General features: G+C 36.3%; 17 protein-coding genes. 8 read left to right on the forward strand and 9 right to left on the reverse strand.

The window, feature by feature from the left end; translation table 11 throughout:
- The first annotated feature begins 33 nt into the window (after positions 1-33).
- Together ACJRPK_RS14375 and ACJRPK_RS14380 are read left to right on the forward strand one after the other, a co-directional pair.
- Positions 34-948 (forward strand): FecR family protein, encoded by a 915-nt coding sequence (locus tag ACJRPK_RS14375; protein WP_407140970.1) that lies wholly within the window; start codon positions 34-36, stop codon positions 946-948.
- A 4-nt stretch (positions 949-952) separates the two neighbouring features.
- Positions 953-3,502, forward strand: a complete 2,550-nt coding sequence (locus ACJRPK_RS14380) for a FecR domain-containing protein (protein WP_407140972.1) — start codon at positions 953-955, stop codon at positions 3,500-3,502.
- 58 nt (positions 3,503-3,560) lie between these two features.
- On the opposite strand, the gene ACJRPK_RS14385 is transcribed toward ACJRPK_RS14380, so the two are convergent.
- Positions 3,561-3,980: a nucleoside-diphosphate kinase gene (locus ACJRPK_RS14385; RefSeq protein ID WP_148782897.1), complete on the reverse strand. Its 420-nt coding sequence runs from the start codon at positions 3,978-3,980 to the stop codon at positions 3,561-3,563.
- A gap of 246 nt (positions 3,981-4,226) precedes the next feature.
- Here ACJRPK_RS14385 and ACJRPK_RS14390 point away from each other — a divergent pair, with 246 nt between their 5' ends.
- Genes ACJRPK_RS14390 through ACJRPK_RS14400 form a run of 3 tightly spaced genes read left to right on the forward strand, consistent with a single transcriptional unit; the run spans position 4,227 to position 6,942 of the window.
- The gene (locus ACJRPK_RS14390; protein ID WP_407140974.1) at positions 4,227-5,243 is read left to right on the forward strand and encodes a DHH family phosphoesterase; all 1,017 of its coding nucleotides are present in this window, start codon (positions 4,227-4,229) and stop codon (positions 5,241-5,243) included.
- Entirely contained in the window at positions 5,240-5,797 is a 558-nt protein-coding gene (gldI, locus tag ACJRPK_RS14395) for a gliding motility-associated peptidyl-prolyl isomerase GldI (RefSeq protein ID WP_407140976.1), read from the forward strand. Before ACJRPK_RS14390 ends, gldI begins: the two co-directional genes overlap by 4 nt.
- 14 nt (positions 5,798-5,811) lie before the next feature.
- A complete protein-coding gene (locus ACJRPK_RS14400; RefSeq protein ID WP_407140978.1) occupies positions 5,812-6,942 on the forward strand; it encodes a peptidylprolyl isomerase in 1,131 nt (376 codons plus the stop codon).
- Positions 6,943-7,017: 75 nt separating this feature from the next.
- On the opposite strand, the gene ACJRPK_RS14405 is transcribed toward ACJRPK_RS14400, so the two are convergent.
- Positions 7,018-8,478 carry an aminoacyl-histidine dipeptidase gene (locus ACJRPK_RS14405; RefSeq protein ID WP_407140981.1) on the reverse strand — a complete coding sequence of 487 codons (1,461 nt, stop codon included), beginning with the start codon at positions 8,476-8,478 and terminating at the stop codon, positions 7,018-7,020.
- Positions 8,479-8,560: 82 nt separating this feature from the next.
- Here ACJRPK_RS14405 and ACJRPK_RS14410 point away from each other — a divergent pair, with 82 nt between their 5' ends.
- From ACJRPK_RS14410 to ACJRPK_RS14420, 3 genes are all read left to right on the forward strand, one after another.
- The gene (locus tag ACJRPK_RS14410) at positions 8,561-9,616 is read left to right on the forward strand and encodes a DUF3810 domain-containing protein (RefSeq protein ID WP_407140983.1); all 1,056 of its coding nucleotides are present in this window, start codon (positions 8,561-8,563) and stop codon (positions 9,614-9,616) included.
- A 121-nt stretch (positions 9,617-9,737) separates the two neighbouring features.
- On the forward strand, positions 9,738-12,725 hold the full coding sequence (locus ACJRPK_RS14415; protein WP_407140985.1) for an amidohydrolase family protein: 2,988 nt from the start codon (positions 9,738-9,740) through the stop codon (positions 12,723-12,725).
- A 141-nt stretch (positions 12,726-12,866) separates the two neighbouring features.
- Positions 12,867-14,156: an amidohydrolase family protein gene (locus tag ACJRPK_RS14420; protein WP_407140986.1), complete on the forward strand. Its 1,290-nt coding sequence runs from the start codon at positions 12,867-12,869 to the stop codon at positions 14,154-14,156.
- Positions 14,157-14,233: 77 nt separating this feature from the next.
- Here ACJRPK_RS14420 and ACJRPK_RS14425 read toward each other — a convergent pair whose 3' ends face one another.
- From ACJRPK_RS14425 to tgt, 7 genes are all read right to left on the reverse strand, one after another.
- Positions 14,234-15,355, reverse strand: coding sequence for a pyridoxal-phosphate-dependent aminotransferase family protein (locus tag ACJRPK_RS14425; protein WP_407140987.1), 1,122 nt, complete (start codon positions 15,353-15,355; stop codon positions 14,234-14,236).
- Positions 15,356-15,587: 232 nt separating this feature from the next.
- On the reverse strand, positions 15,588-16,919 hold the full coding sequence (locus ACJRPK_RS14430; protein WP_407140989.1) for an asparagine synthetase B: 1,332 nt from the start codon (positions 16,917-16,919) through the stop codon (positions 15,588-15,590).
- The gene (dnaB, locus tag ACJRPK_RS14435) at positions 16,894-18,441 is read right to left on the reverse strand and encodes a replicative DNA helicase (protein WP_407140990.1); all 1,548 of its coding nucleotides are present in this window, start codon (positions 18,439-18,441) and stop codon (positions 16,894-16,896) included. Before dnaB ends, ACJRPK_RS14430 begins: the two co-directional genes overlap by 26 nt.
- Before the next feature lie 167 nt (positions 18,442-18,608).
- Positions 18,609-19,562, reverse strand: coding sequence for an acetyl-CoA carboxylase carboxyltransferase subunit alpha (locus ACJRPK_RS14440; protein WP_407140991.1), 954 nt, complete (start codon positions 19,560-19,562; stop codon positions 18,609-18,611).
- 62 nt (positions 19,563-19,624) lie between these two features.
- Positions 19,625-20,545, reverse strand: coding sequence for a DMT family transporter (locus ACJRPK_RS14445; RefSeq protein ID WP_407140992.1), 921 nt, complete (start codon positions 20,543-20,545; stop codon positions 19,625-19,627).
- Positions 20,532-21,608 (reverse strand): LptF/LptG family permease, encoded by a 1,077-nt coding sequence (locus ACJRPK_RS14450; RefSeq protein WP_407140993.1) that lies wholly within the window; start codon positions 21,606-21,608, stop codon positions 20,532-20,534. The genes ACJRPK_RS14445 and ACJRPK_RS14450 overlap by 14 nt, the downstream gene beginning before the upstream one ends.
- A complete protein-coding gene (gene tgt, locus ACJRPK_RS14455; RefSeq protein ID WP_148783002.1) occupies positions 21,609-22,739 on the reverse strand; it encodes a tRNA guanosine(34) transglycosylase Tgt in 1,131 nt (376 codons plus the stop codon).
- Positions 22,740-22,957: the final 218 nt, after the last annotated feature.

Raw genomic sequence — 22,957 nt, forward strand, 5'->3', positions numbered from 1 at the left:
ATTTTTACGCGTTTACCTTATATATACAGTATTATGATTGATTTAAAAAAAGATGAGACTTTTCTTGCTCGTTGGTTAAACGGCGAATTGACAGAAATTGATTTAAAGGAGTTTGAGAAACATCCTGATTACAATTTTTATGTCAAATTAAAGCAGTCAACAGAACACCTGCCTTCACCCGCCTATGATGTAGATACGCATTTACAACGTATCCACGACAACAAGGAACGAAAAGAAACAAAAGATTCTAAAAAAGTGTTTAGACTGTTTCCTGTTCTTGCAATTGCTGCGTCGATACTAATTATCTTTGGTTTGTTTTTTTACAATCCCGACACCACAATTAGCACCGGACATGGGGAAATGCTAACCGTTGATCTACCTGATGGTTCACAAGTTATGCTTAATGCCATGTCACAAGTTGTTTTTAACAAAAAAGATTGGAACGCGCAAAGATCACTTGATCTGACTGGGGAGGCATTCTTTAAAGTTACTAATGGTAATACTTTTACCGTACACACAAAACATGGAGATATAACTGTACTTGGCACACAATTCAATGTTAATGCTGAAGAATCATTTTTTGAGGTTAGCTGTTATGAGGGAAAGGTCAAAGTTAAAAGTGTAACGCAAGAAAAAATACTTGTAAAAAATCAAATATTTCGTTCTACAAAGAATACCCCGCAAGATTTCTCTTCACAACTTCAAGAGAAGCCTACATGGATAGATAATACAAGTAGTTTTGTTAGTGTACCTTTAATTACTGTGATCCAGGAACTTGAAGATCAATATAACGTTAAAATTGACAATAGTAATCTCAAACTAGATATACTCTATACCGGAACGTTCCCTAACGATAATTTAGATGTGGCACTTAGAAGTGTTTTTAGTACCTTAGGGATGAATTACAGATTATCGGATAACAAAAAAGATGTGATGATCGAAAAGTAATCACATGCCTAAAAAAATTTGCGTAATTTTATTCCTTTGGAACGTATTGGTTTTCTCTCAAGAGGAAACCAATATTGATACGTTTAAAGATACGTATTTAATAGAAGCCTTACCTCAAATTGAGCAGTATTACAGTATTACGTTTTCTTACCTCGATCAAATTCTAGCTGACAAAACCATTTCTATCCGTCTAGCGCCTGAATTGAAATTGACTGATGTATTAACCCAGATTGAGCAACAAGCTTTATTAAAGATTGAAAATATAGGAACCACTATTTATTCTTTGAGACCTTATCAGTCACAAGACCTTATAACACTCTGTGCAACTTTACTAGACGAACAGCAAATCGCCATCCCAAATGCACAAATCACTACGCTACCAGAAAACAGCGTGGTTGTTACAGATGACAGAGGATATTTTATTATTGAAGAAATCCCTTACGGTTCAATTCTGGAAATCGATCTGCCAGGCTATGCTAAGAAACAGGTTTTAGCTTCAGAAATTTTTAATTCTACTTGCACCTATTTAGAGGTATTTAGCTCTGCGCTATCGTTGGATCAGGTGTTGATCAAGGACTTTATAGCTAAGGGGATTTCATTAAACCGTAAAACCATACAGATTAAAATCAAGGATCTTCAAGCCCTACCAGGGCTAACAGAACCTGATATTCTCTACAGCATTCAATTAATCCCCGGTGTAAATAGTCCCTATGAGACTGCTTCTGGATTATATGTACGAGGTAGCACTCCCCACCAAAATCTAGTATTATGGAACGGAATCAAGACATACCATCACGCGCATTTATACGGTATGTTATCAGCCTTTAATCCCTATGCGGTCGATGAAGTTTTGTTTTATAAAAGTGGTACTCCAGAACATTATGGTGACCGCTTAGCAAGTATTATCGATATTCGAACCAGCTCGGAAATTTCAGATACCTTCAAGGGAAGTTTTGGGATCAATATGATCAATGCTGATGCCATCGTTGATATCCCAATTATAAAAGACCAGATGTCAATTAAACTCTCCGGAAGACGCTCCTATACAGATCAATTAGAAACCTTTACTTACAAAAAATTAGCGGATAGAGCGTACCAAAACACTAAATTAAGAGATACACAACAATCAGAGTTAGGAGACAATACATTTTACTTTTTAGATTATAATGCCAGTATAAATTACAAAATAACTAAAAATGATACGCTTCAACTAAACACCTTATATAGTAAAAACACCTTGCGATTTGATCAAAATACTGACCAAAAATTCTTTACCGATAATTTATTTACCGAAAATGAAGGATATAACGTAAAATGGAATCATACATACGGTTCAAACCTAAAGCAAGAAATTTCACTTTACTATACAAAATATGCATTGAATTATGCCTTTAAAACAGATTCTATTACCAGAACTGTTGAAGTACGCGCTAAGGAAAATAGCATACGCGACCTTGGTGGAGCAGTTAGTCTAAACTACGCTTTTGACAAAAAAAATACTATTTCTACAGGATATCAATATTCAAAAAAACGCTTTAAACATGGTTTTGCTACTTCTACCCCTGAATATTTTTTAATGTTGGATCAAGATGATCGAAAATTAGAAACTCATGCAGGGCATTTTGGCTATCAGTATGATGATGCAAAAAATTGGTTTTTCTCCACGGGTGTGCGACTTAGTCATTATGCAGGATTACAAAAGACTTTTATAGAACCAAGAATAGTCATTCAAAAACATCTAACTCCTAATTTTGAAATTAATGCAACAGCAGAGTTTCGTTCACAAAGTGATAGTAACATCCGAGAATCTGTATTAAGTGATCTTGCCTTAGAGAACGAGATATGGAAACTTGCAGACACCATCAATTATCCTATTGCTACCAGCTCACAATATTCAATGGGAGCGAGCTTTAAAAAAAGAGGATGGAATTTTGATGCTGATTTTTATCACAAACATATAAAAGGAATTACAACACTTACTGCCGGCTTTATAAACCCTATTGATAACCAATATCATGAAGGAAAAAGCGAAATCTATGGAATGGACGTTTTTGTTAAGAAAAAAATTAAACGCTTTAACTCTTGGTTAAGTTATTCGTACATTAATACTCAAAATTTTTTTTCTGGTGTTAATGATAATAAATATTTTCCTGGTAATTGGAATATTAGACACTCCGTTCGATGGACCAGTTTTTACGATTTAGATAATTTCCGTTTTTCTCTAGGATGGTTTTGGCATTCTGGAAAAGCTTATACGCAAGTTAAAGAGGTTGAGGATGAAAATGGCATGGTAACGTTGCAATATGGAACTATTAACAGTACTTCTTTACCAACCTATCATCGAATGGATTTTTCAGTGATTTATAATTTTCAATTAAAACAACAATCTAAATTAAAATACAGACTCGGTCTTTCGATTCTTAATATTTACGACAATAAAACCTTAATTAACAAAGAGGTACGATCCACCAATACCCTCGAAAATGAGTATATCTTTTCAGACAAGTATGGCATACGTTTTACCCCTAACGTTAGTTTAAGAGTTTTATGGTAAACTAAAAAAGTCCATTTTGAAGCTTCAAAATGGACTTTTCTTATAACTCCTTACTATATTAGAATTGCTCTCTACCAGAAAAATGAAAAGCACCTTCGATAGCAGCGTTCTCATCGCTATCACTACCGTGTACTGCATTCTCACTGATTGAAGTTGCAAACTTTTTACGGATTGTTCCCTCTGCAGCGTCTTCAGGATTTGTAGCTCCTATTAACGTTCTGAAATCCTCAACTGCATTCTCCTTTTCAAGAATTGCTGCCACGATAGGTCCACTTGTCATATACTCAACAAGCTCTCCATAAAAAGGACGTTCGCTATGAACAGCATAAAACGCTTTAGCGTCATCTGTAGTAAGTTGAGTTAATTTCATCGCTACGATTCTAAAACCTGAAGCTGCAATTTGCTCAAGGATTGCTCCGATATATCCTTTTCTTACCGCATCCGGCTTAAGCATTGTAAATGTTCTGTTTGTTGCCATTATTATTGTATTGATTATTTTCCTCAACGAGGCTTTAAATTAATTTGGACATACCTAGCATATCCTTTTTTTTTGCAAAAGTATATATAAAAGCTTCAAATACAATATAAAATCTTAGAAACAATCAGTACCGTATATAATTCTGCCTTCCAATTTAATAATCTCGTTGCACTCCTAGCCCATCGGTTGTTTCCTAGACCCATCTCTACAACAATTTAATAACATTTATTGTATATTCGCTGCTCTATGAAAACACAAGAAATTGAAGCTTTAAAAGCACTCTTACAAGAATCAAAAAAAATTGTTATCGTGCCTCATAAGAATCCTGATGGAGATGCAATTGGCTCTACATTAGCGCTTACCCATTATTTAACCTCATTACATCATCAGGTAAACATTATTTCACCTAATGATTATCCTGATTTTTTAAAATGGATCCCAGGTCAAGAAAATATCATAAATTATGATACTGATAAGGAGCTAGGAGAACAGTTAATAGCCGCAGCAGATCTTATTTTTACCTTAGATTTTAATCATCTTGGACGCTGTGGTGCCTTGGAGACTCCATTACGCAATGCAGAGGCTACCTTTGTAATGATTGATCATCATCAACAACCGGATGATTATGCTTTTTTTACGTATAGTGATGTCACCATGAGTTCTACTTGCCAAATGGTGTATCATTTTATAGAAATGATGGGAGATGAAAATAACATTACGCCAGAAATTGCTACATGCATTTACGTAGGTATAATGACAGATACGGGATCATTCAGATTTAGATCCACAACAAGCACCACACATAGGGTAATCGCTTCATTAATAGATCATGGTGCAGACAATACCGCAATTCATGAAAAAATTTATGACACAAACACCTACTCTCGACTTCAATTACAAGGTGTTGCGTTGAAAAACTTGAAAGTACTACCCGAATATCGTACTGCATACATTACCATTACGCAAGAAGAATTGGATAAGCATAATTTTCGCAAAGGAGATACCGAAGGGTTTGTAAATCTCGGTTTATCGCTGCATAATATCGTATTTGCTTTAATATTTATTGAGAATAAAAGTGAAGGGATTATTAAGATATCGCTTAGATCCAAAGGTGACTTTTCTGTCAATGAATTTTCCAGAGCTCATTTTGAAGGTGGCGGGCACCATAACGCAGCCGGAGGAAAAAGTAATCTTTCGATTGAAGAAACAGTTGCTAAATTAATTAGTATCTTACCCGACTATAAAAATGCCTTGAATTCATGAGAACGATATGTCTAATTTTTGGCTTACTAACCCTGATGGTTACAAGTTGCAAGACACCCGAAGCTAGAAAACCGGTAAATATAAAGACGGGTTCATTTTTGGATGAATCTATTACCAGAAATAAAAAATTATCTGCTAAGGAAGAATCCCGCATTCTCAAAATTATTGAACAAGATACAATCCACGACTATAAAGCATCCGATGGTGGTTTCTGGTATTACTATCATATAAGAGACACAACCTCAACGGTCGAATTTCCTAAATTTGGAGATCATGTTAGCTTCAGTTACCAACTTAATGACCTTAATGATAATGTTATCTATACTAAAAAGGAATTAGATACCGTTTCCTATACTATTGACAAAGAAGAATTATTTCTAGGTTTGAGAGAAGGACTTAAACTCATGAAACCGGGAGAAATTGTCACATTTTTGTTTCCATCATATCAGGCATATGGATATTATGGAGATGATAATAAAATAGGGACTAACATTCCGCTTAAAGCGAAAGTTACCTTACATACAATTGAACGAGAATCAACACTTAAAAATTAATATTTACTTAAAAAATGAAAAAACTCAATCTTTTATTCCTAGCCGTATTAACGCTAATTATAAGTAGCTGTGAAGAGAAATATCCAGATCTAAAGGATGGTATGTACGCAGAAATAATTACTAATAAAGGTACTGCGGTTGCCGAATTATTTTATAAAGAAACACCAATGACGGTTGCCAACTTTGTATCATTAGCCGAAGGTAACAACACTAAAGTTGACAGTGCTTACCAAGGTAAAAAATTCTATAACGGTATTATATTTCATCGTGTGATTAAGGATTTTATGATTCAAACGGGAGATCCGTTAGGAACAGGCTCGGGAGATCCGGGATATAAGTTTCCAGACGAAATCGTTGATAGCCTGACACATGATAATAAAGGAATTTTATCTATGGCCAACTCTGGACCAAATACCAACGGTAGCCAATTCTTTATCACCTTGAAGGCAACTCCATGGTTAGATGGTAAGCATACTGTTTTTGGTGAAATCGTAGAAGGTCAGGAAGTAGTGGACAGTATCGGATCAGTAACCACTAAAGTTGCTGATAAGCCTGAAACAGATGTAAAAATGCTTGAGGTTAATATTATCCGAAAAGGTAAGGATGCTAAATCTTTTGATAGTGAAGCTGTTTTTTCTGATAGAATTAAACAAATAGAAGAAGAAACTGCCGAAAAAGAGCGTATTCAAAAAGAAAAAGGTGAAAAAATCGCAGCACGTTACAGTGAATTAAAAACAAAGGCTGAAAAGTTAGAAAGCGGATTAGAAATTGTTTTTATTAACAAAGGTGAAGGTAAACAACCTAAAATTGGCGATGTTGTTTTAGTAAATTACGAAGGATATTTTGCTGATGGTACTGCTTTTGATACAAACATTGCTGATAAAGCCAAGGAGCTAGGTGTATTTAATGAGCGCAGAGCAGCCGATCCAAGAGGATACGCTCCAATGCCCGTACCCTACTCTCCAGATGCACAAATGATTGCCGGTTTTAAAGAAGGGATCCAACAAATGAAAGTTGGGGATAAAGCTGTGTTGTTTTTACCAGCCCATTTAGCCTATGGTGAGCGTGGTCAAGGTCCTATCCCTCCAAACACTGATTTGATCTTTGAATTAGAGATTACGGATATTCAAAATGACAAAAAATAAGAACGAATTTTCTTAGTATATAAAAATCCCGCTAACATCAGTTAGCGGGATTTTTTTTTATCTTTCTGAAACCTTCTATTTATTCGGAATACGCTTCAAGGTTTCCAATGTAAAATTCCAATATTTTTGTACCGAAGAAATGCTCGCACGCTCGTCCGGTGAATGAGCTCCTTTGATCGTCGGACCAAAAGAAATCATTTCCATCTTAGGATAATTTTGTCCTAAAATTCCACATTCCAAACCTGCATGACAGGCTGCTACATTTGCTTTTTCTCCATGCAGTTCAGTATACAAAGCGTCCATCACTTTTAAAATAGAAGAACTCATATCAGGAGCCCAGCCTGGATAATCGCCTCCCGTTGTCACATCGCATCCAATTAAATTAAAAGTTGCTGTTAATTTATTGACCAAGTCTTGTTTTGATGACTCAACACTACTTCGCGTAAGACATTTTATAATTATGGTAGTTGCGCCTACTTCGACTTTGGCTATATTATTTGAAGTCTCAACCAAATCAGGAATCGCTGCACTCATAGTATACACTCCATTATGAGCCGCATACAGTGATTGTATCAATTGGGTACTTAATTCGACGGACATTGCCATTTTTGGTGTTTCAATTGTTTGAGCCTTGATCGCTAAATTTTCTTCTACCAACTTAAGTTCCTCCTTAATTAACTGTAAAATTTCATTCACTTTGTTTTCAAAAGTTGCCTGATCCTTTTCAGCAATTACAACTGTAGCAAAACTCTCTCTTGGGATAGCATTGCGTAAACTACCTCCTTTAATTGATGCTATTTGGAGCGCTGTTACCTTAGAAGCTTCATATAATACGCGATTCATTATTTTGTTAGCGTTTCCTAATCCTTTATCTATATCCATCCCAGAATGCCCTCCATTGAGACCGTTAACGGTAAGTGAATAGGCCACACTATTAGAAGGAATGGTTTCTTCGGTATAAGAACAACTGGCGGTAACATCTACGCCTCCTGCGCAGCCTACACCAATTTCATCATCCTCTTCGGTATCGAGATTTAATAAAATATCTCCTGTCAGCCAGCCTCCTTGCAATCCCTTAGCACCCGTCATACCGGTTTCCTCATCAATAGTGAACAACGCTTCAATAGCAGGATGTTCAATCGTATCGGATTCTAAAATCGCCATAATAGTTGCAACTCCTAGTCCATTATCAGCACCTAAGGTCGTGCCCTTTGCTTTGACCCAGTCTCCATCAACAACCATCTCTATGCCCTGAGCATCAAAATCAAACTGCGTATCTGCATTTTTTTGATGCACCATATCCAAATGAGACTGCATCACTACTGTTTTTTTATTTTCAAATCCGGGGGTTGCCTTTTTCCGAATAAGCACATTTCCAACAGTATCAACTTCGGTTTGTAACCCCAGGGATGTTCCAAACTGCTTCATAAACTCTATAACACGTTCTTCCTTTTTTGAAGGTCTTGGTACTTCGTTTAAATCTGCAAATTTATTCCACAATGCCTTAGGTTCTAGATTTCGTATCTCTGAATTCATAGTAAACTTTTGTAACAATTTTTAAAATTAATCCTAGCACGCAATGTAAGGATTTTTTGATTTTACCTCCTATCTTTACCACATGCAATCGAGAACAAAAATACTACTTACCATTTTACTTCCCATACAAATCATAGGCATTCAATTGCTTTCTTTGTTTCCTGAGTTCATTGAAGAATATTACAGTACTGGTATCTATGTATATATCTCTCGTGGATTGCGGTATACTTTTGGATGGTTGCCTTTTTCTTTTGGGGATATTGCTTACATAATTTTGATCATATTTTTGCTGCGCTATAGCTATCTCAATATCATTAAAAGAAAACCAGCTTGGAAAACGATAGCTTGGGATACAGGTGCTACCTGCTCAATACTATATGCTTGTTTTCATCTTCTTTGGGGGATGAATTATTACAGAGTGCCCTTGTATAAAACCTTACATCTTGACGATCAGTATACGCAACAAGAATTAATCTCAGTGACTGAAGTACTTATTAAAAAAGCCAATGCTATTCATGAACAATTAGAACCGAACGATTCATTGCCAATTAATTCTCCTTATACGAAAGAGGATATCTTTGATATTACTAAAAAAACCTACGAACAGGCAAGTATAGATTTCCCCAGTCTGAAATTATATCCTCAAAGTATCAAAAATTCATTAATCAGTTTACCCTTAACGTATATGGGATTTAGCGGATATCTCAATCCGGTTACCAACGAGGCTCAAGTCAATAGCTACATTTTAAACTATAGAGCACCTACTACAAGTTGCCACGAACAAGCACATCAAGCAGGCTACGCCAAAGAGAATGAAGCCAATTTTATTGCAGCAATTATTACCATACACGATAAAAACCCGTATTTCAAGTATAGCGGACTTACCTTTGCACTTAAATTTTGCTTAAATGATCTCTATAAACGTGATGAACAAATAGCGATGTGCCTGGCAGATGAATTAAGACCTGGAATACGAGAAAATTATCGTGAAATCAACGCTTTTTGGGAATCGTATCAAAATCCTATTGAACCTTATTTTAAGAGCACCTATGACCAGTATCTAAAAATTAATAACCAACCTAACGGAATGGAATCTTATAATTATATGGTTGCCCTCCTGGTTAATTATTTGAAATAAGTATTTGTCAACTTTTCCATCAGCACACTTTTTGTAGTCTTTGTTAAAATTTTCTTAATAAAGCAACCCTTCTTTGATCAACTTTTATCTTTAGATCATCTTATTTCTTTAATAAAATTTCATGAAAAATTTAACAACTACACTACTCCTGTTTCTATGGGTTGTTTCTAGTTATAGCCAGGATTATTTTCCGGTTAATGACGGGGTAAAAACTAAAAATACGACCGTCACCGTATTCACTAATGCTACAATTCATACAGATGCCAAAAATATTGTAAAGAATGGGATGATTGCCATTCAAAACAATAAAATTCTTCAAGTGGGATCAAAATTTGCACTTCCGGAAAATAGCGTTATTATAGACTTGAAAGGAAAACACATCTATCCATCCTTTATCGACCTATATACTCATTTTGGTGTGACCCTGCCAAAATCGAAAGATAATGGAAATAGAAATCAAGAACCTCAATACGATGCATCTCGAGAAGGATATTACTGGAACGATCATATACGACCAGAAACTAATGTTTTAACTTCGTTTAATTATGATGCTACCAAAGCCAAGACCTACCTTGACCAAGGTTTTGGGGTCTTGCAAACCCATTTTGCAGACGGTATTGCAAGAGGTACGGGGATGCTCATTGCATTAAGTGCTACCAAGAAAAATAATGAACGTCTTTTAGATGATACCTCAGCTCAATTTTTTTCTTTCGAAAAAAGCAAGCTAAGCAAACAAGCGTATCCTACCTCCTTAATGGGAGCCATGGCGCTCCTTAGACAAATGTATCTGGATGCTGACTGGTATGCTAAAGGAATGGCTGATTCAAAAGATTTATCGCTAGAAGCGCTTCAAAAAAACAACAGCTTACCACAAATCTTTGAGGCCGGTAGCAGAATCAATAGTTTGAGAGCTGATAAAATCGGAGATCAGTTCAATATTCAATACACACTGCTAGGTGGAGGAGACGAATATGAACGAATTAATGAGGTGAAAAACACAAATGCTACTTACATAATACCGATCAATTTTCCAGAACCCTATGATGCCACAGATCCCTATCTAACTTCTTTGTTAAGTTTAGGAGATATGCGCTATTGGAACCAAGCTCCCTCCAACCCCGGTATTCTGGCAAAAAATAAGGTGCCATTTTCGATCACTACGTACAAATTGAAGAAAATTGCTTCGTTTAAAGATCAAATTCAAAAGGCTATCAGCAATGGTTTACAACCAACCGATGCGCTTGCTGCATTAACCACTGTGCCAGCCAAACTTCTAGGAAAAGAAAATGAATTAGGTATTCTTAAAAAAGATGCTTATGCCAATTTTTTGATAACTGATGGTGAACTGTTTTCTGACAAGACAGTTATCTATGAGAATTGGGTATTGGGAAAAAAACATGTGGTCAATCCTATGAATATTGTTGATCTTACAGGGAACTATACCTTAACAGTCGGAACTACGAAATACAATGTAGCACTCACAGGCAAGCCAAATGCACCAAAAGCTGCTGTCAAATTGGATACACTGAGTATAAAAAATACTGTATCTTATAAAGACAATTGGTTGACTCTTGTGTTGGCTGATACCGATACTACTTCGACTAACTTTACCAGACTTACAGCAAGAGTGTCCTCTGATGGTGTATTTGAAAACACAAAGGCCATTCAACCTACTGGTTCTATTTCTAAATTCAGTATGGTTAAAAATCAAGAAACTGCTAAAGAGTCTAAGAAAAAGGAAGAAGCATCAAAATCAATTGAGCGTTCTTTTACCTCACCGATTACCTATCCTAATATTGCGTTTGGAAATACTAGGCTTCCTCAACAGCAAACACTTCTTATCAAAAATGCAACGGTATGGACAAATGAAACCGATCGAATCCTGGAGGCTACAGATGTCTTGGTGAAAGATGGAAAAATTGCTGCCATAGGCAAAAACCTTAAAGCGAATAATGCTGTTTCTATCGACGGAACAGGAAAACATTTGACCGCAGGCATTATAGACGAACACAGCCATATTGCAGCGGCCGCAATCAATGAAGCCGGGCACAACTCATCTGCAGAAGTAACCATAGAAGATGTTGTTCAACCAGATGATATAGACATCTATCGCAATCTAGCCGGGGGTGTAACCTCTATTCAAATTTTACACGGATCTGCTAATCCTATTGGAGGGCGTTCTGCAATTATTAAATTAAAATGGGGAGAAACTGCCGAAAATATGATCTATGATGCCACTCCAAAGTTTATAAAATTTGCACTAGGAGAAAATGTAAAGCAAAGTAATTGGGGAAGTCGTAGTCGTTTTCCGCAATCACGAATGGGGGTTGAGCAATTATATATGGATTATTTTTCAAGAGCTAAAAACTATGACGCTAAGAAAAAAGCCGGCCTGCCCTATCGTAAAGATTTAGAAATGGAAACATTAGCAGAAATCCTTAATGGAGAACGTTTCATTAGTTGCCATTCCTACGTGCAAAGCGAGATTAATATGCTAATGAAGGTAGCTGAAAAATTTGATTTCAGAATTAACACTTTTACGCATATTCTTGAGGGCTATAAAGTTGCAGACAAGATGGCTAAACATGGTGTAGGTGGTTCAACGTTCTCTGACTGGTGGGCATATAAATTTGAAGTAAATGATGCAATTCCTTACAACGCAGCGATTATGCACAATGAAGGAGTTACCGTCGCTATCAATAGTGATGATGCAGAAATGTCAAGAAGATTAAATCAGGAAGCTGCAAAATCTGTTAAGTACGGAGGTATTAGCGAAGAAGATGCATGGAAATTTGTGACCCTAAATCCTGCCAAGTTACTGCACATAGATAATCGCGTGGGCAGTATAAAAGTAGGTAAAGATGCAGATCTTGTCCTTTGGACCGAACACCCCCTATCTGTGTATGCTAAAGCTGAAAAAACTATCATCGAAGGCGCAGTTTATTTCGACCTGGAACAAGATAAGAAGCAACGTGCCGCAATTGCCACTGAAAAAAACAGATTAGCCGCACTCATGATCGCAGAAAAAAACAAAGGATTAAAAACCCAGGTTGCTAAGAAAAAGGAAAAACAGCGACTGGAATGTGAAACGATTGAAACAATTCACTAGAACTAATTCTTATATATTAATTACCCTTTTTAGACATTGCGGGTAAGAATTTGCAAAGTGGGTTATTATAAGCGGTTCTAATATGTAGGTATAATTAGAATCGAGCGTAACTGACAAGTAAAAAACTACAACTAGTAACAAATGAAAAATATTAAAATTTACATAGTATGCTTCTTGCTGAGTTGTGCTGTCAAGGCGCAACAAACTCCGGCAAATAAGCAATCAGAATCAATATCTATTCAAGGAGCCACCGCGCACCTCGGTAATGGAAAAATTATAGAAAACAGTCTGATCGTCTTTGAAAATGGAAAAATCACCTATGTTGGTGAGAATGTTTCTGATAATATCAAAGGAACAACTATTGACGCTTCCAATAAGCATGTATATCCCGGCTTTATTGCTCCCAATACAACTTTGGGGTTAGTAGAGATTGGAGCGGTAAGAGCGACTAACGATATCAGTGAAATTGGTGAGTACAACCCCCATATTCGTAGTCTTATCGCCTATAATGCCGAAAGTAAAATAGTAGAAAGTATGCGACCAAATGGTGTACTGGTAGCTCAGGTAACCCCTCGCGGTGGACGCATATCCGGTACTTCATCCATCGTTCAACTTGACGCCTGGAATTGGGAGGATGCTGTCATAAAAGCAGATGATGGGATGCATATTAACTGGCCGGATTTATATTCAAGAGGACGATGGTGGCTTGGAGAGGAGCCTGGGTACAAACCCAACAAGAAATACGATGAACAAATGACCGAATTACAAGCATTTTTTGATCAGTCAAAAGCACTTGCAACTTCTGAAACTCCTTCAAAGCACCTGCCGTATCAATCCATGCAAGGTGTTCTCGAAGGATCTCAAAGAGTGTTTATTCACGTACACCATGAAAAGGCTATTCTTGAAGCAATCGCTTTTGCTAAAAAAAATAATATCAAATCGATGGTAATTGTAGGGGGTGATGAAGCCTACAAAGTTGGAACAACATTGAAAGACAACAATATCCCCGTATTGCTTACCAGAACCCATTCTATTCCCAAAAATGAGGATGATGATTATGATCTACCTTATAAAAATGCAAAAAACCTAGTGGAGATGGGCGTATTAGTCGGTTTACAGAACAGCGGACAAATGGAGCGTGCTAATGCCAGAAACTTACCTTTCCAGGCGGGAACTGTAGTAGCTCATGGATTGGATAAAGAAAAAGCACTGCAATTAATTACTGAAAATAATGCCAAAATACTTGGAATTGAAGATACCATGGGAACGATCGCTGTTGGAAAAGATGCTACGCTGTTCATCAGTAAAGGGGATGCTCTGGATATGAGGACCAATCAACTGGAAAAAGCTTACATTCAAGGAAGAGATATTAGTTTGGAAACTCATCAAACAACCCTTTATAAGCGTTATAGTAACAAATATGGACACTAGTTGTAAACTATAGAATAACTGAAAAATGCTCTTACGTTGTTGTAAGAGCATTTTTTTTATGTATTTATATGATAATTTTAATGTTTAAACTCTTTCATATCTTCTAATGCACCAACCAAAATATTAACATGATTAAGCGTGCAACTTTCACCCATAATACCGATTCGCCATATTTTTCCGGCAAAAGCGCCTAACCCTCCACCAACTTCAATGTTGTAAGTATCCAACAGCTTTTTACGTATAACACCTTCTTCATTTCCTTCCGGTAAAAAAACAGAATTCAAATTTGGCAATCGATACGATGGATCAACTAAAAATCTGAATCCCAGTCCTTCCAGTTTTGAGACTAATACTTTATGAACAATTTGATGCCTTTTATAGCGCTTTTCTAACCCTTCTTCCAAAACAAGCCTTAGTGCTTGGTGTAATGCAAATATTGAAGAAACGGGAGCTGTATGGTGATATGCTCGTTTAGATCCGCTCCAATAATCCTTTACAAGATTAAGATCCATAAACCAACTTTGCACCGGCGTTTTTCTGTTTTCTAATACGTTTACCGCTGCTTTAGAAAAACTAATTGGAGATAAACCGGGGGGTGCACTTAAACATTTTTGGGTACCTGTATACACAGCATCAATATTCCATTCATCTACTTTAAGCGGCATTCCGCAATACGAAGTTACAGCATCTACCACCAACAAAGCTCCTGCATTATGAACCAGCTTACTAATCTCTTGAAGCGGTTGTAAGACTCCGGTAGAGGTTTCAGCATGTACGAGCGCTAACAATTTAGGTTTCTTACATTTTTCTAAGGCATTTTTTACCTGATCCTCGGTAATTATAGATCCCCATGGAGATTCAACTTTATGGACTATTGCACCACACCGTTCAGCAATAGCAACCATTCTACCCCCAAAAACCCCATTAACACAAATAATTACCTCGTCTCCTGGTTCCAATAAGTTGACAAAACACGTTTCCATTCCCGCTGAGCCGGGAGCAGATACCACAAAAGACAACTCATTTTTAGTCATGAACGTCTGTTGCACCATCTGTTTCACCTCATCCATCAATTGCACAAATTGAGGATCGAGATGACCAATAAGTGGTGTAGCCATAGCTTGTAGTACTTTGGGATGTACATCTGACGGGCCGGGTCCCATTAAAATTCTCTTATTTGTCTTTAGTTCGGACATCATTTCACACTTATTTTTATAGCTACAGTAGACCTGTTTGTTAAGCCATTAAAATTATGAAATAATTATTTGGAAGCATACAGACAAATGTCTGTCTCAACAAAATTCTTCGTAATCTTCTGAGAATTTGATAAAAATAGAGTGAAGGAATTTATCAAATTTGTCAATTCACTAAAATACCCTATCATTTTTATGAAAAAAATAATAGGCACAGCGCGCACTCGTGGTTAAATAATTAAGTTTTTTGTTTTTTCTTCTTTGCAGCAGGGAATAATACATTATTGAGTATCAGTCGATACCCGGGAGAATTAGGATGTAATTCTAGCTCCGTCTTTGGATCGCCTACTCTATGCTGATAATCTTCCGGATCGTGTCCTCCATAAAACGTAAAAAAACCTTTTCCTTTAATTCCGTGGATATACCTAGCCTCTCCATTTGCTTTGTTCTCACCTAAAATCAAAACATTTGATTTAATCTCCTGTGGATCATACGCTGTGGTTTGTCCCATAAACCCTTTGACCAAAGCTGTATGATTTTGACATAACATCGTAGGAATAGGATCCCATTTTGCAGAAAAATCCATGAGTGTAAAATAATCAGTGGTCTTAGAAACTTGCCTCTTTCTTGTCATATCAATGGAGGAAAATTCATAAATATTGGGACTCCGCTCTAATGTAAAATTCTTAAAAGCAAACGTTTTAGAATAGTCTATTTTTGATTGATATCCGGGATCACTTGGATCACCGTCAAACATAGGTTCACAAATATCTACATGCTCTGCAGATAAGGCTATCTCAAAACTATCGGTTGCACTGCACATGGCAAACATAAATCCACCACCAACAACATAATCTCTTATTTTCAGCGCTACAGCGAGTTTTTCATCCGAAACTTTATCATAACCCAAGGATTTTGCCAAAGCTTCTGCTTGTTTCTTCTCTTTTATATACCAAGGTGTAGCCCGATATGTAGCATAAAACTTTCCGTACTGTCCTGTAAAATCTTCATGGTGCAAATGCAACCAATCATACAGAATCAAGTTATCCTCTAAAACTTCCTTATCATAAATCGTTTCATAAGGTATCTCTGCATATGTCAACACCATTGTTACAGCATCATCCCAAGGCTGATTTCCTTTTGGAGAATAAACCGCAATTTTTGGTGCTTTCTCTAATATAACGGCTTCCATGTTTTGCGAGGGGCTGCTAATGCTAGCCAAAATTGACGCTGTTTCTCCCTCATCCAGTATTTCAAAAGATATTCCTCGAATAACACATTCTTTTTTGATAAGTTCAGTGTTGGGCAATAAAAAAGATCCCCCTCTGTAATTAAGTAACCACTTCACCTTCAAATCCTTGCTCAATGTCCAATAGGTAATACCATAAGCTTTTAGATGATTTTGCTGACCTTCAGCATCCATCGGAATTAAAATATAGGAGGCATTAGAGAGTTGAAAACAAAAAAATAGTATAAAAAACAAAAAGCCATACTTTCCTTTAGAAAGAAAGGAAAGCACAGGCTCTTTATTACTTCTATTTATTTTAGAATGGAATATCGTCATCTTCATTAGCTTCATTTATGCTACTCCCGAAAGCTTCCTCTGCACTAGGTAAATGTCCTGTGCTAAAAGGATCTTCCTCTTCTTTACCATCATTCATTTTAGAATGAAATTCAAAAGGAGTGCCAAAGTCATCTAAGTTATCAAATTTACCCAGATGCCCGATAAATTTTAACCTTATGTTTTCCAGACCACCGTTACGGTGCTTAGCTACGATAAATTCACCCTGCCCTTGTGTCGGAGAACGTTCTTCATCATCCCATTCATCAATTTTATAATATTCGGGACGATAAATAAACGATACGATATCTGCATCCTGCTCAATTGCTCCGGACTCCCTCAAGTCACTTAAAAGAGGTCGTTTACTTCCTCCACGAGTTTCTACAGCACGCGATAACTGTGATAAAGCAATTACCGGTACATTTAATTCTTTTGCCAGCGCTTTTAAGTTTCTTGATATTGTAGAGATTTCCTGTTCACGGTTTCCGTTTTTACCAGTTCCTCCTGCAGTCATCAGTTGCAAATAATCGATAACGATCATACGAATACCATGCTGCGAGCTTAGACGTCTTGCTTTAGCACGTAGATCAAAAATTGAAAGCGAAGGTGTATCATCAATAAATAAAGGTGCTTTTTCTAAATCCTTTACTTTAACATTGAGCTGTTCCCATTCATGTTTCTCTAATTTACCAGTTCTGAGCTTTTCTGAAGAAAGTCCTGTTTCAGAAGAGATCAATCGCGTAATCAATTGTACTGATGACATCTCTAAAGAAAAGAAGGCCACAGGAATCCCTTGACCCACCGCCATATTACGCGCCATAGAGAGGGTCAACGCTGTTTTACCCATACCTGGACGCGCTGCTACAATAATTAAATCACTGGGCTGCCACCCTGAAGTTAACCGGTCGAGTTTATCAAACCCTGAGGGCACCCCACTAAGTCCTTCTTTATTTGAAATTTCCTGAATTTTTTTCTTGGCCTGAATAACAAGATTTTGCGCAGTTTCTGTAGAACGTTTAATATTACCTTGAGTAACTTCATATAAACGTGATTCGGCCATATCTAACAGATCAAAGACATCGGTTGATTCGTCATACGATTCCTCAATAATCTCATTAGAAATTTTAATTAAACTACGCTGAATATATTTTTGTAAAATAATTCGCGCATGAAACTCGATATGGGCAGAAGAAGATACTTTTTGGGTTAACTGAACTAAATAGTAGTCTCCACCGGCTATTTCTAATTTTCCATCTTTCTTTAATTGGCTCGAAACCGTTAATAAGTCAATAGGTTCGGAGTTTTCGAAGAGTTTAAATATAGCTTCAAAAATATATTGATGTGATTCCCGATAGAAAACATCCGGATTGAGAATATCGATAATTTCATCAACACCTTTTTTATCAATCATCATCGCCCCCAAAACAACTTCCTCTAAATCAATTGCTTGCGGAGGTATTTTTCCTTTTTCAAGCGAAATTACGTTTCCCCTTCCGTAATTTTTTTGTTGAGATTGTTGTACTTTTTCCATAGCTACGAATGTAAACAAATTGTAAAGAGACAAGCAAAATCCCTGGTTGGGATTGTTAACTGTTCATAAACAATTGAACTGTTGATAACTTGTTTTTATTGTTAATAAGCATAAAAAAATCTGAAGTTACAAACTTCAGATTTAGTTAGTAAGTGGTTTTTTAGTACTTACCCTTTGAAGACTCCCATATCAGCATATTTATCCATACGCTTTTTTACCAAATCTTCTGGTGATAAGTTTTTAAGCTCCATATAAGAGCTATATATTTTTTCTTGAACCGTTTCAAACATTTTTTCTCGATTACTATGCGCACCTCCAAGAGGCTCTTTGATAATCTCGTCGATCAGTTTTTGCTTTTTCATATCAGTAGCGGTAAGCTTAAGAGCTTCGGCTGCCTGTTCTTTGTATTCCCAACTACGCCAAAGAATAGATGAGCAAGATTCTGGTGAAATTACCGAATACCATGTATTCTCCAACATCATTACTTTATCACCTACCCCAATACCTAATGCTCCACCACTGGCACCTTCTCCTATTATGATAACAGAAATCGGTACTTTCAGACGTGTCATTTCAAGAATATTACGTGCAATCGCTTCTCCTTGACCACGCTCTTCTGCTTCTAATCCAGGGTATGCGCCGGGAGTATCGACAAAACAAACTACAGGGATATTAAATTTTTCTGCGCTTTTCATTAAACGAAGCGCTTTACGATACCCTTCTGGATTAGCCATTCCAAAATTACGGTACTGTCTGGTTTTTGTGTTATAGCCCTTTTGCTGACCGACAAACATGAAGGTTTGATCGCCTACCTTACCAAGTCCCCCGATCATAGCTTTATCATCTTTTACATTACGATCGCCGTGAAGTTCTAAAAAAGAATCCCCACATATCGCTTTAATATAATCTAACGTATAGGGTCTGGATGGGTGTCTTGACAGCTGAACTCGTTGCCAAGCTGTAAGATTTTTATATATCTCCTTTTTAGTTTCGTTGAGTTTTTTTTCAATCTGTTTACAGGTATCTGTAACATCAACCTCACTCTCCTGACCTATCGCGCAAGCTCTGTTAAACTGTTCTTCTAGCTCTTTAATAGGAAGCTCAAAATCTAAATATTCCATAATAAGAATATATTTTTATTTACTAGGGTTAGCCGACAAATATAAAACTTTACTTGAGAAAGTTATACGATGACCTTTGTCTTTTTATTTTTTTTGAAATTTTTGAAAATACCGTTCAAAATTACAGTACTTATTATAATTAATGCTCCATAATAAAACGATGGACTCATTTGTTCTGACTCTCCAAAAATCAAGAATGCCAAAAAAATTCCGTACACAGGTTCCATATTTATAGTTAACATCACCGTATAAGGACTTAGATATTGCATTACTTTAACCGAACCTATGAATGCATATGCAGTACACACAGATGCTAATAACAACATATACATCCAGTCTGAAAGGGATAAATTGAAAAACTGAATTGTAAAACCGTTCATACCGCCAGTATATAGTGTTACACCTAATAAATATACAGTAATAATTCCTACTCCGCTCAACAATTCATAGAAAGAAATCATAGAAGGATCGTATTTTTGAGCAATCTTTCCATTAATTAAAGAAAAAACGGATGATAAAAATGCCGAACATAATGCATAGACTATTCCTAAAAAATAATCTCCTTCTACATTAAAAATAATGTATAATCCAACAATCACCAACATCCCAAACAGTAGCTCATACCAGATTACCTTTCTTTTATAAAAAATCGGTTCTAATACAGAAGTAAAAAAAGCACCGGTAGATAATAGTGCGAGTGTTATAGAAACATTAGACACCTTGATAGCTGCAAAAAACGTGATCCAATGCAGTGCTATCACGCCACCGGCCGCTATCAAAAGTAAGAGTAATTTATTGGAAACTTTTAATTTGATTTTTCTGAAATAAATAAACACCAGAATAAATCCGGAAGCCAAAAGCATTCTATACCAAACTAATGGCAGTGCCTCAATTGAAATCAACTCTCCTAAAATAGCAGTAAACCCCCATACAAATACAATAAGATGTAAGTGTAAATAATTTTGAAGCTTAACGTTTGGCATTATATAAAAGATAAATTGCTAACAATCCAAAAGAAACATTGGGGAACCAGACTGCAACTAAGGGAGGGAAATCGGACTGATTTGCCATAGTTCCCAATACTTTATCAATAAAAATAAATAGGAAGGCTAAGGAAATTCCCACTGCTAGATTAACTCCCATCCCGCCTCTTCGTTTCATTGAAGAAACCGCTACCCCTATAATTGTGAGAATAAATGCGGAGATAGGTATACTCCACCTTTTATAAGCCACCACTTTATAGCGATTAATATCAGAAGAGCCTCGCTTGCTCTCTTTTTCTATAAATTTTCTTAGTTCTAAATAATCCAGTGTTTCTGCGACATAGGTTACGGGAGTAAACTCGTCAATATTAAAAGGTAAGATGGTGTCTTTGATAGGTAATTTTTCAATAATATCCTGGTTCTCTTTCACTTCTCTTTTTACATAATCACGAAGCTCATAAATACTATCAGTTACATTATATGTAATCTTACGTGCAGAAATTTTAGTTTTCAACTTATTACCATCAAAATATTCCAACGTAAAATTAGTTGCGGATTTATCCAAGGGTCTAAAATCATTAGCATATAAAAACACGCTATCATTTATTTGTCGATAGACATTACTGGTTTCCTGAACCTTTTTATTCTTTTTTAAATAGGAGTATTTAAATTCATTGAAACCTTGACTTGCATTAGGCGCCAGAAATAATCCCATCGCCAATGCTCCAATACAAATGATTATCGCACCAATCATATAAGGACGTAAAAATCGCCAAAAAGAAACACCTGAACTTAAAAATGCAATAATTTCGGTTTTATTAGCAAGTTTGGAGGTAAACCAAATTACTGATAGAAAAACGAACAATGGAAATAACAGATTCGCAAAATACACAGTAAAATCTAGGTAATAGGCTATTACAGCATCTAGCGGGACACTGTGTTCAAGCATATTATCAATCTTTTCGGATAAATCTACAATAATACCTATTGGAATAAACAATAGGATCATTGTGAAGAAGGTCCCCAAATAGCGTTTTAATATATACCAATCCAGTATTTTCACTTACAGTCTTTTATCCATTTGTTTAACCATTTGCTCTTTCCATGTTCTAAAGTCTCCGGCTAAGATATGTTTTCTTGCCTCACGAACCAACCACATATAAAAACCTAAATTATGAATTGTAGCAATCTGTTTCCCTAGCAATTCGTTAACAGTAAATAAATGCTTTAAATATGCTTTAGAATATTCTGTATCCACAAAGGTGATTCCCATCTCATCAATAGGAGAGAAATCATCTTCCCATTTTTTGTTTTTAATATTGATTGTTCCATGAGCAGTAAACAGCATTCCGTTACGTGCATTTCTTGTAGGCATAACACAATCAAACATATCCACTCCCAAGGCAATATTTTCTAAAATATTAATAGGTGTTCCCACTCCCATCAAATAACGAGGCTTATCCTCAGGTAAAATATCAGTAACCACTTCGGTCATAGCATACATTTCCTCTGCAGGTTCCCCTACGGACAGTCCGCCAATAGCATTCCCTTGTGCGCCGGCGTTTGCAATATATTCTGCAGATTGCATACGTAAATCTTTATACGTGCTTCCTTGCACTATTGGAAATAGTGTTTGATCATACCCATACTTAGTTGGCACTTTCTCTAAATGATTAATACAACGATCCAACCATCGATGTGTCATATGCATGCTACGCTTTGCATATCGATAATCGCAAGGATATGGTGTACACTCATCAAATGCCATGATAATATCAGCACCTATTGTACGCTGTATTTCCATAACGCTTTCCGGGCTAAAAAAATGAAAAGAGCCATCGATATGGGATTTAAACTTAACCCCTTCTTCTTTAATTTTTCTGTTTGCAGAAAGCGAATATACCTGATACCCTCCGCTATCTGTTAAGATACTTCGATCCCAATTCATAAACTTATGCAACCCTCCCGCCTGTTCCAGGATCTTGGTTTGAGGTCTCAAATATAGATGATAGGTATTACCTAAGATTATGTCCGGATTTATATCATTTTTTAATTCTCTTTGATGTACACCTTTCACTGTTCCTACAGTTCCTACAGGCATAAATATAGGAGTTTCAATTACTCCGTGATCTGTGGTTACTTTTCCTGCTCTGGCGCTACTTTGAGCGTCCTTTGATAAAAGTTCAAATTGCATAATTTCTTTTTCGTCGTCGGCAAAGATAAGTATTACCATTAAATAGCTGTACAATATATCAAGTTTAAGACTAAAGCAAAACTTAGTACATATTGGATAGCATCATTACACCCAGATTGTTATTAACAAGAATATCTTAATTAAAAGCTGCTTAGACATTTTGCCACCCTCTACAAATCAACTATTTTTGACCTTTCATTATTAAGATAATAAGCAGC

The organism is Aquimarina sp. 2-A2 (assembly GCF_045505135.1).
Lineage (GTDB): Bacteria > Bacteroidota > Bacteroidia > Flavobacteriales > Flavobacteriaceae > Aquimarina > Aquimarina intermedia.

Bases quoted from the DNA above. Each gene is read 5' to 3' on its own strand.
- ACJRPK_RS14375 (WP_407140970.1), top strand. From the start codon at position 34: ATGATTGATTTAAAAAAAGATGAGACTTTTCTTGCTCGTTGGTTAAAC.
- ACJRPK_RS14380 (WP_407140972.1), top strand. From the start codon at position 953: ATGCCTAAAAAAATTTGCGTAATTTTATTCCTTTGGAACGTATTGGTT.
- ACJRPK_RS14385 (WP_148782897.1), bottom strand. From the start codon at position 3,980: ATGGCAACAAACAGAACATTTACAATGCTTAAGCCGGATGCGGTAAGA.
- ACJRPK_RS14390 (WP_407140974.1), top strand. From the start codon at position 4,227: ATGAAAACACAAGAAATTGAAGCTTTAAAAGCACTCTTACAAGAATCA.
- gldI (WP_407140976.1), top strand. From the start codon at position 5,240: ATGAGAACGATATGTCTAATTTTTGGCTTACTAACCCTGATGGTTACA.
- ACJRPK_RS14400 (WP_407140978.1), top strand. From the start codon at position 5,812: ATGAAAAAACTCAATCTTTTATTCCTAGCCGTATTAACGCTAATTATA.
- ACJRPK_RS14405 (WP_407140981.1), bottom strand. From the start codon at position 8,478: ATGAATTCAGAGATACGAAATCTAGAACCTAAGGCATTGTGGAATAAA.
- ACJRPK_RS14410 (WP_407140983.1), top strand. From the start codon at position 8,561: ATGCAATCGAGAACAAAAATACTACTTACCATTTTACTTCCCATACAA.
- ACJRPK_RS14415 (WP_407140985.1), top strand. From the start codon at position 9,738: ATGAAAAATTTAACAACTACACTACTCCTGTTTCTATGGGTTGTTTCT.
- ACJRPK_RS14420 (WP_407140986.1), top strand. From the start codon at position 12,867: ATGAAAAATATTAAAATTTACATAGTATGCTTCTTGCTGAGTTGTGCT.
- ACJRPK_RS14425 (WP_407140987.1), bottom strand. From the start codon at position 15,355: ATGATGTCCGAACTAAAGACAAATAAGAGAATTTTAATGGGACCCGGC.
- ACJRPK_RS14430 (WP_407140989.1), bottom strand. From the start codon at position 16,919: ATGAAGATGACGATATTCCATTCTAAAATAAATAGAAGTAATAAAGAG.
- dnaB (WP_407140990.1), bottom strand. From the start codon at position 18,441: ATGGAAAAAGTACAACAATCTCAACAAAAAAATTACGGAAGGGGAAAC.
- ACJRPK_RS14440 (WP_407140991.1), bottom strand. From the start codon at position 19,562: ATGGAATATTTAGATTTTGAGCTTCCTATTAAAGAGCTAGAAGAACAG.
- ACJRPK_RS14445 (WP_407140992.1), bottom strand. From the start codon at position 20,545: ATGCCAAACGTTAAGCTTCAAAATTATTTACACTTACATCTTATTGTA.
- tgt (WP_148783002.1), bottom strand. From the start codon at position 22,739: ATGCAATTTGAACTTTTATCAAAGGACGCTCAAAGTAGCGCCAGAGCA.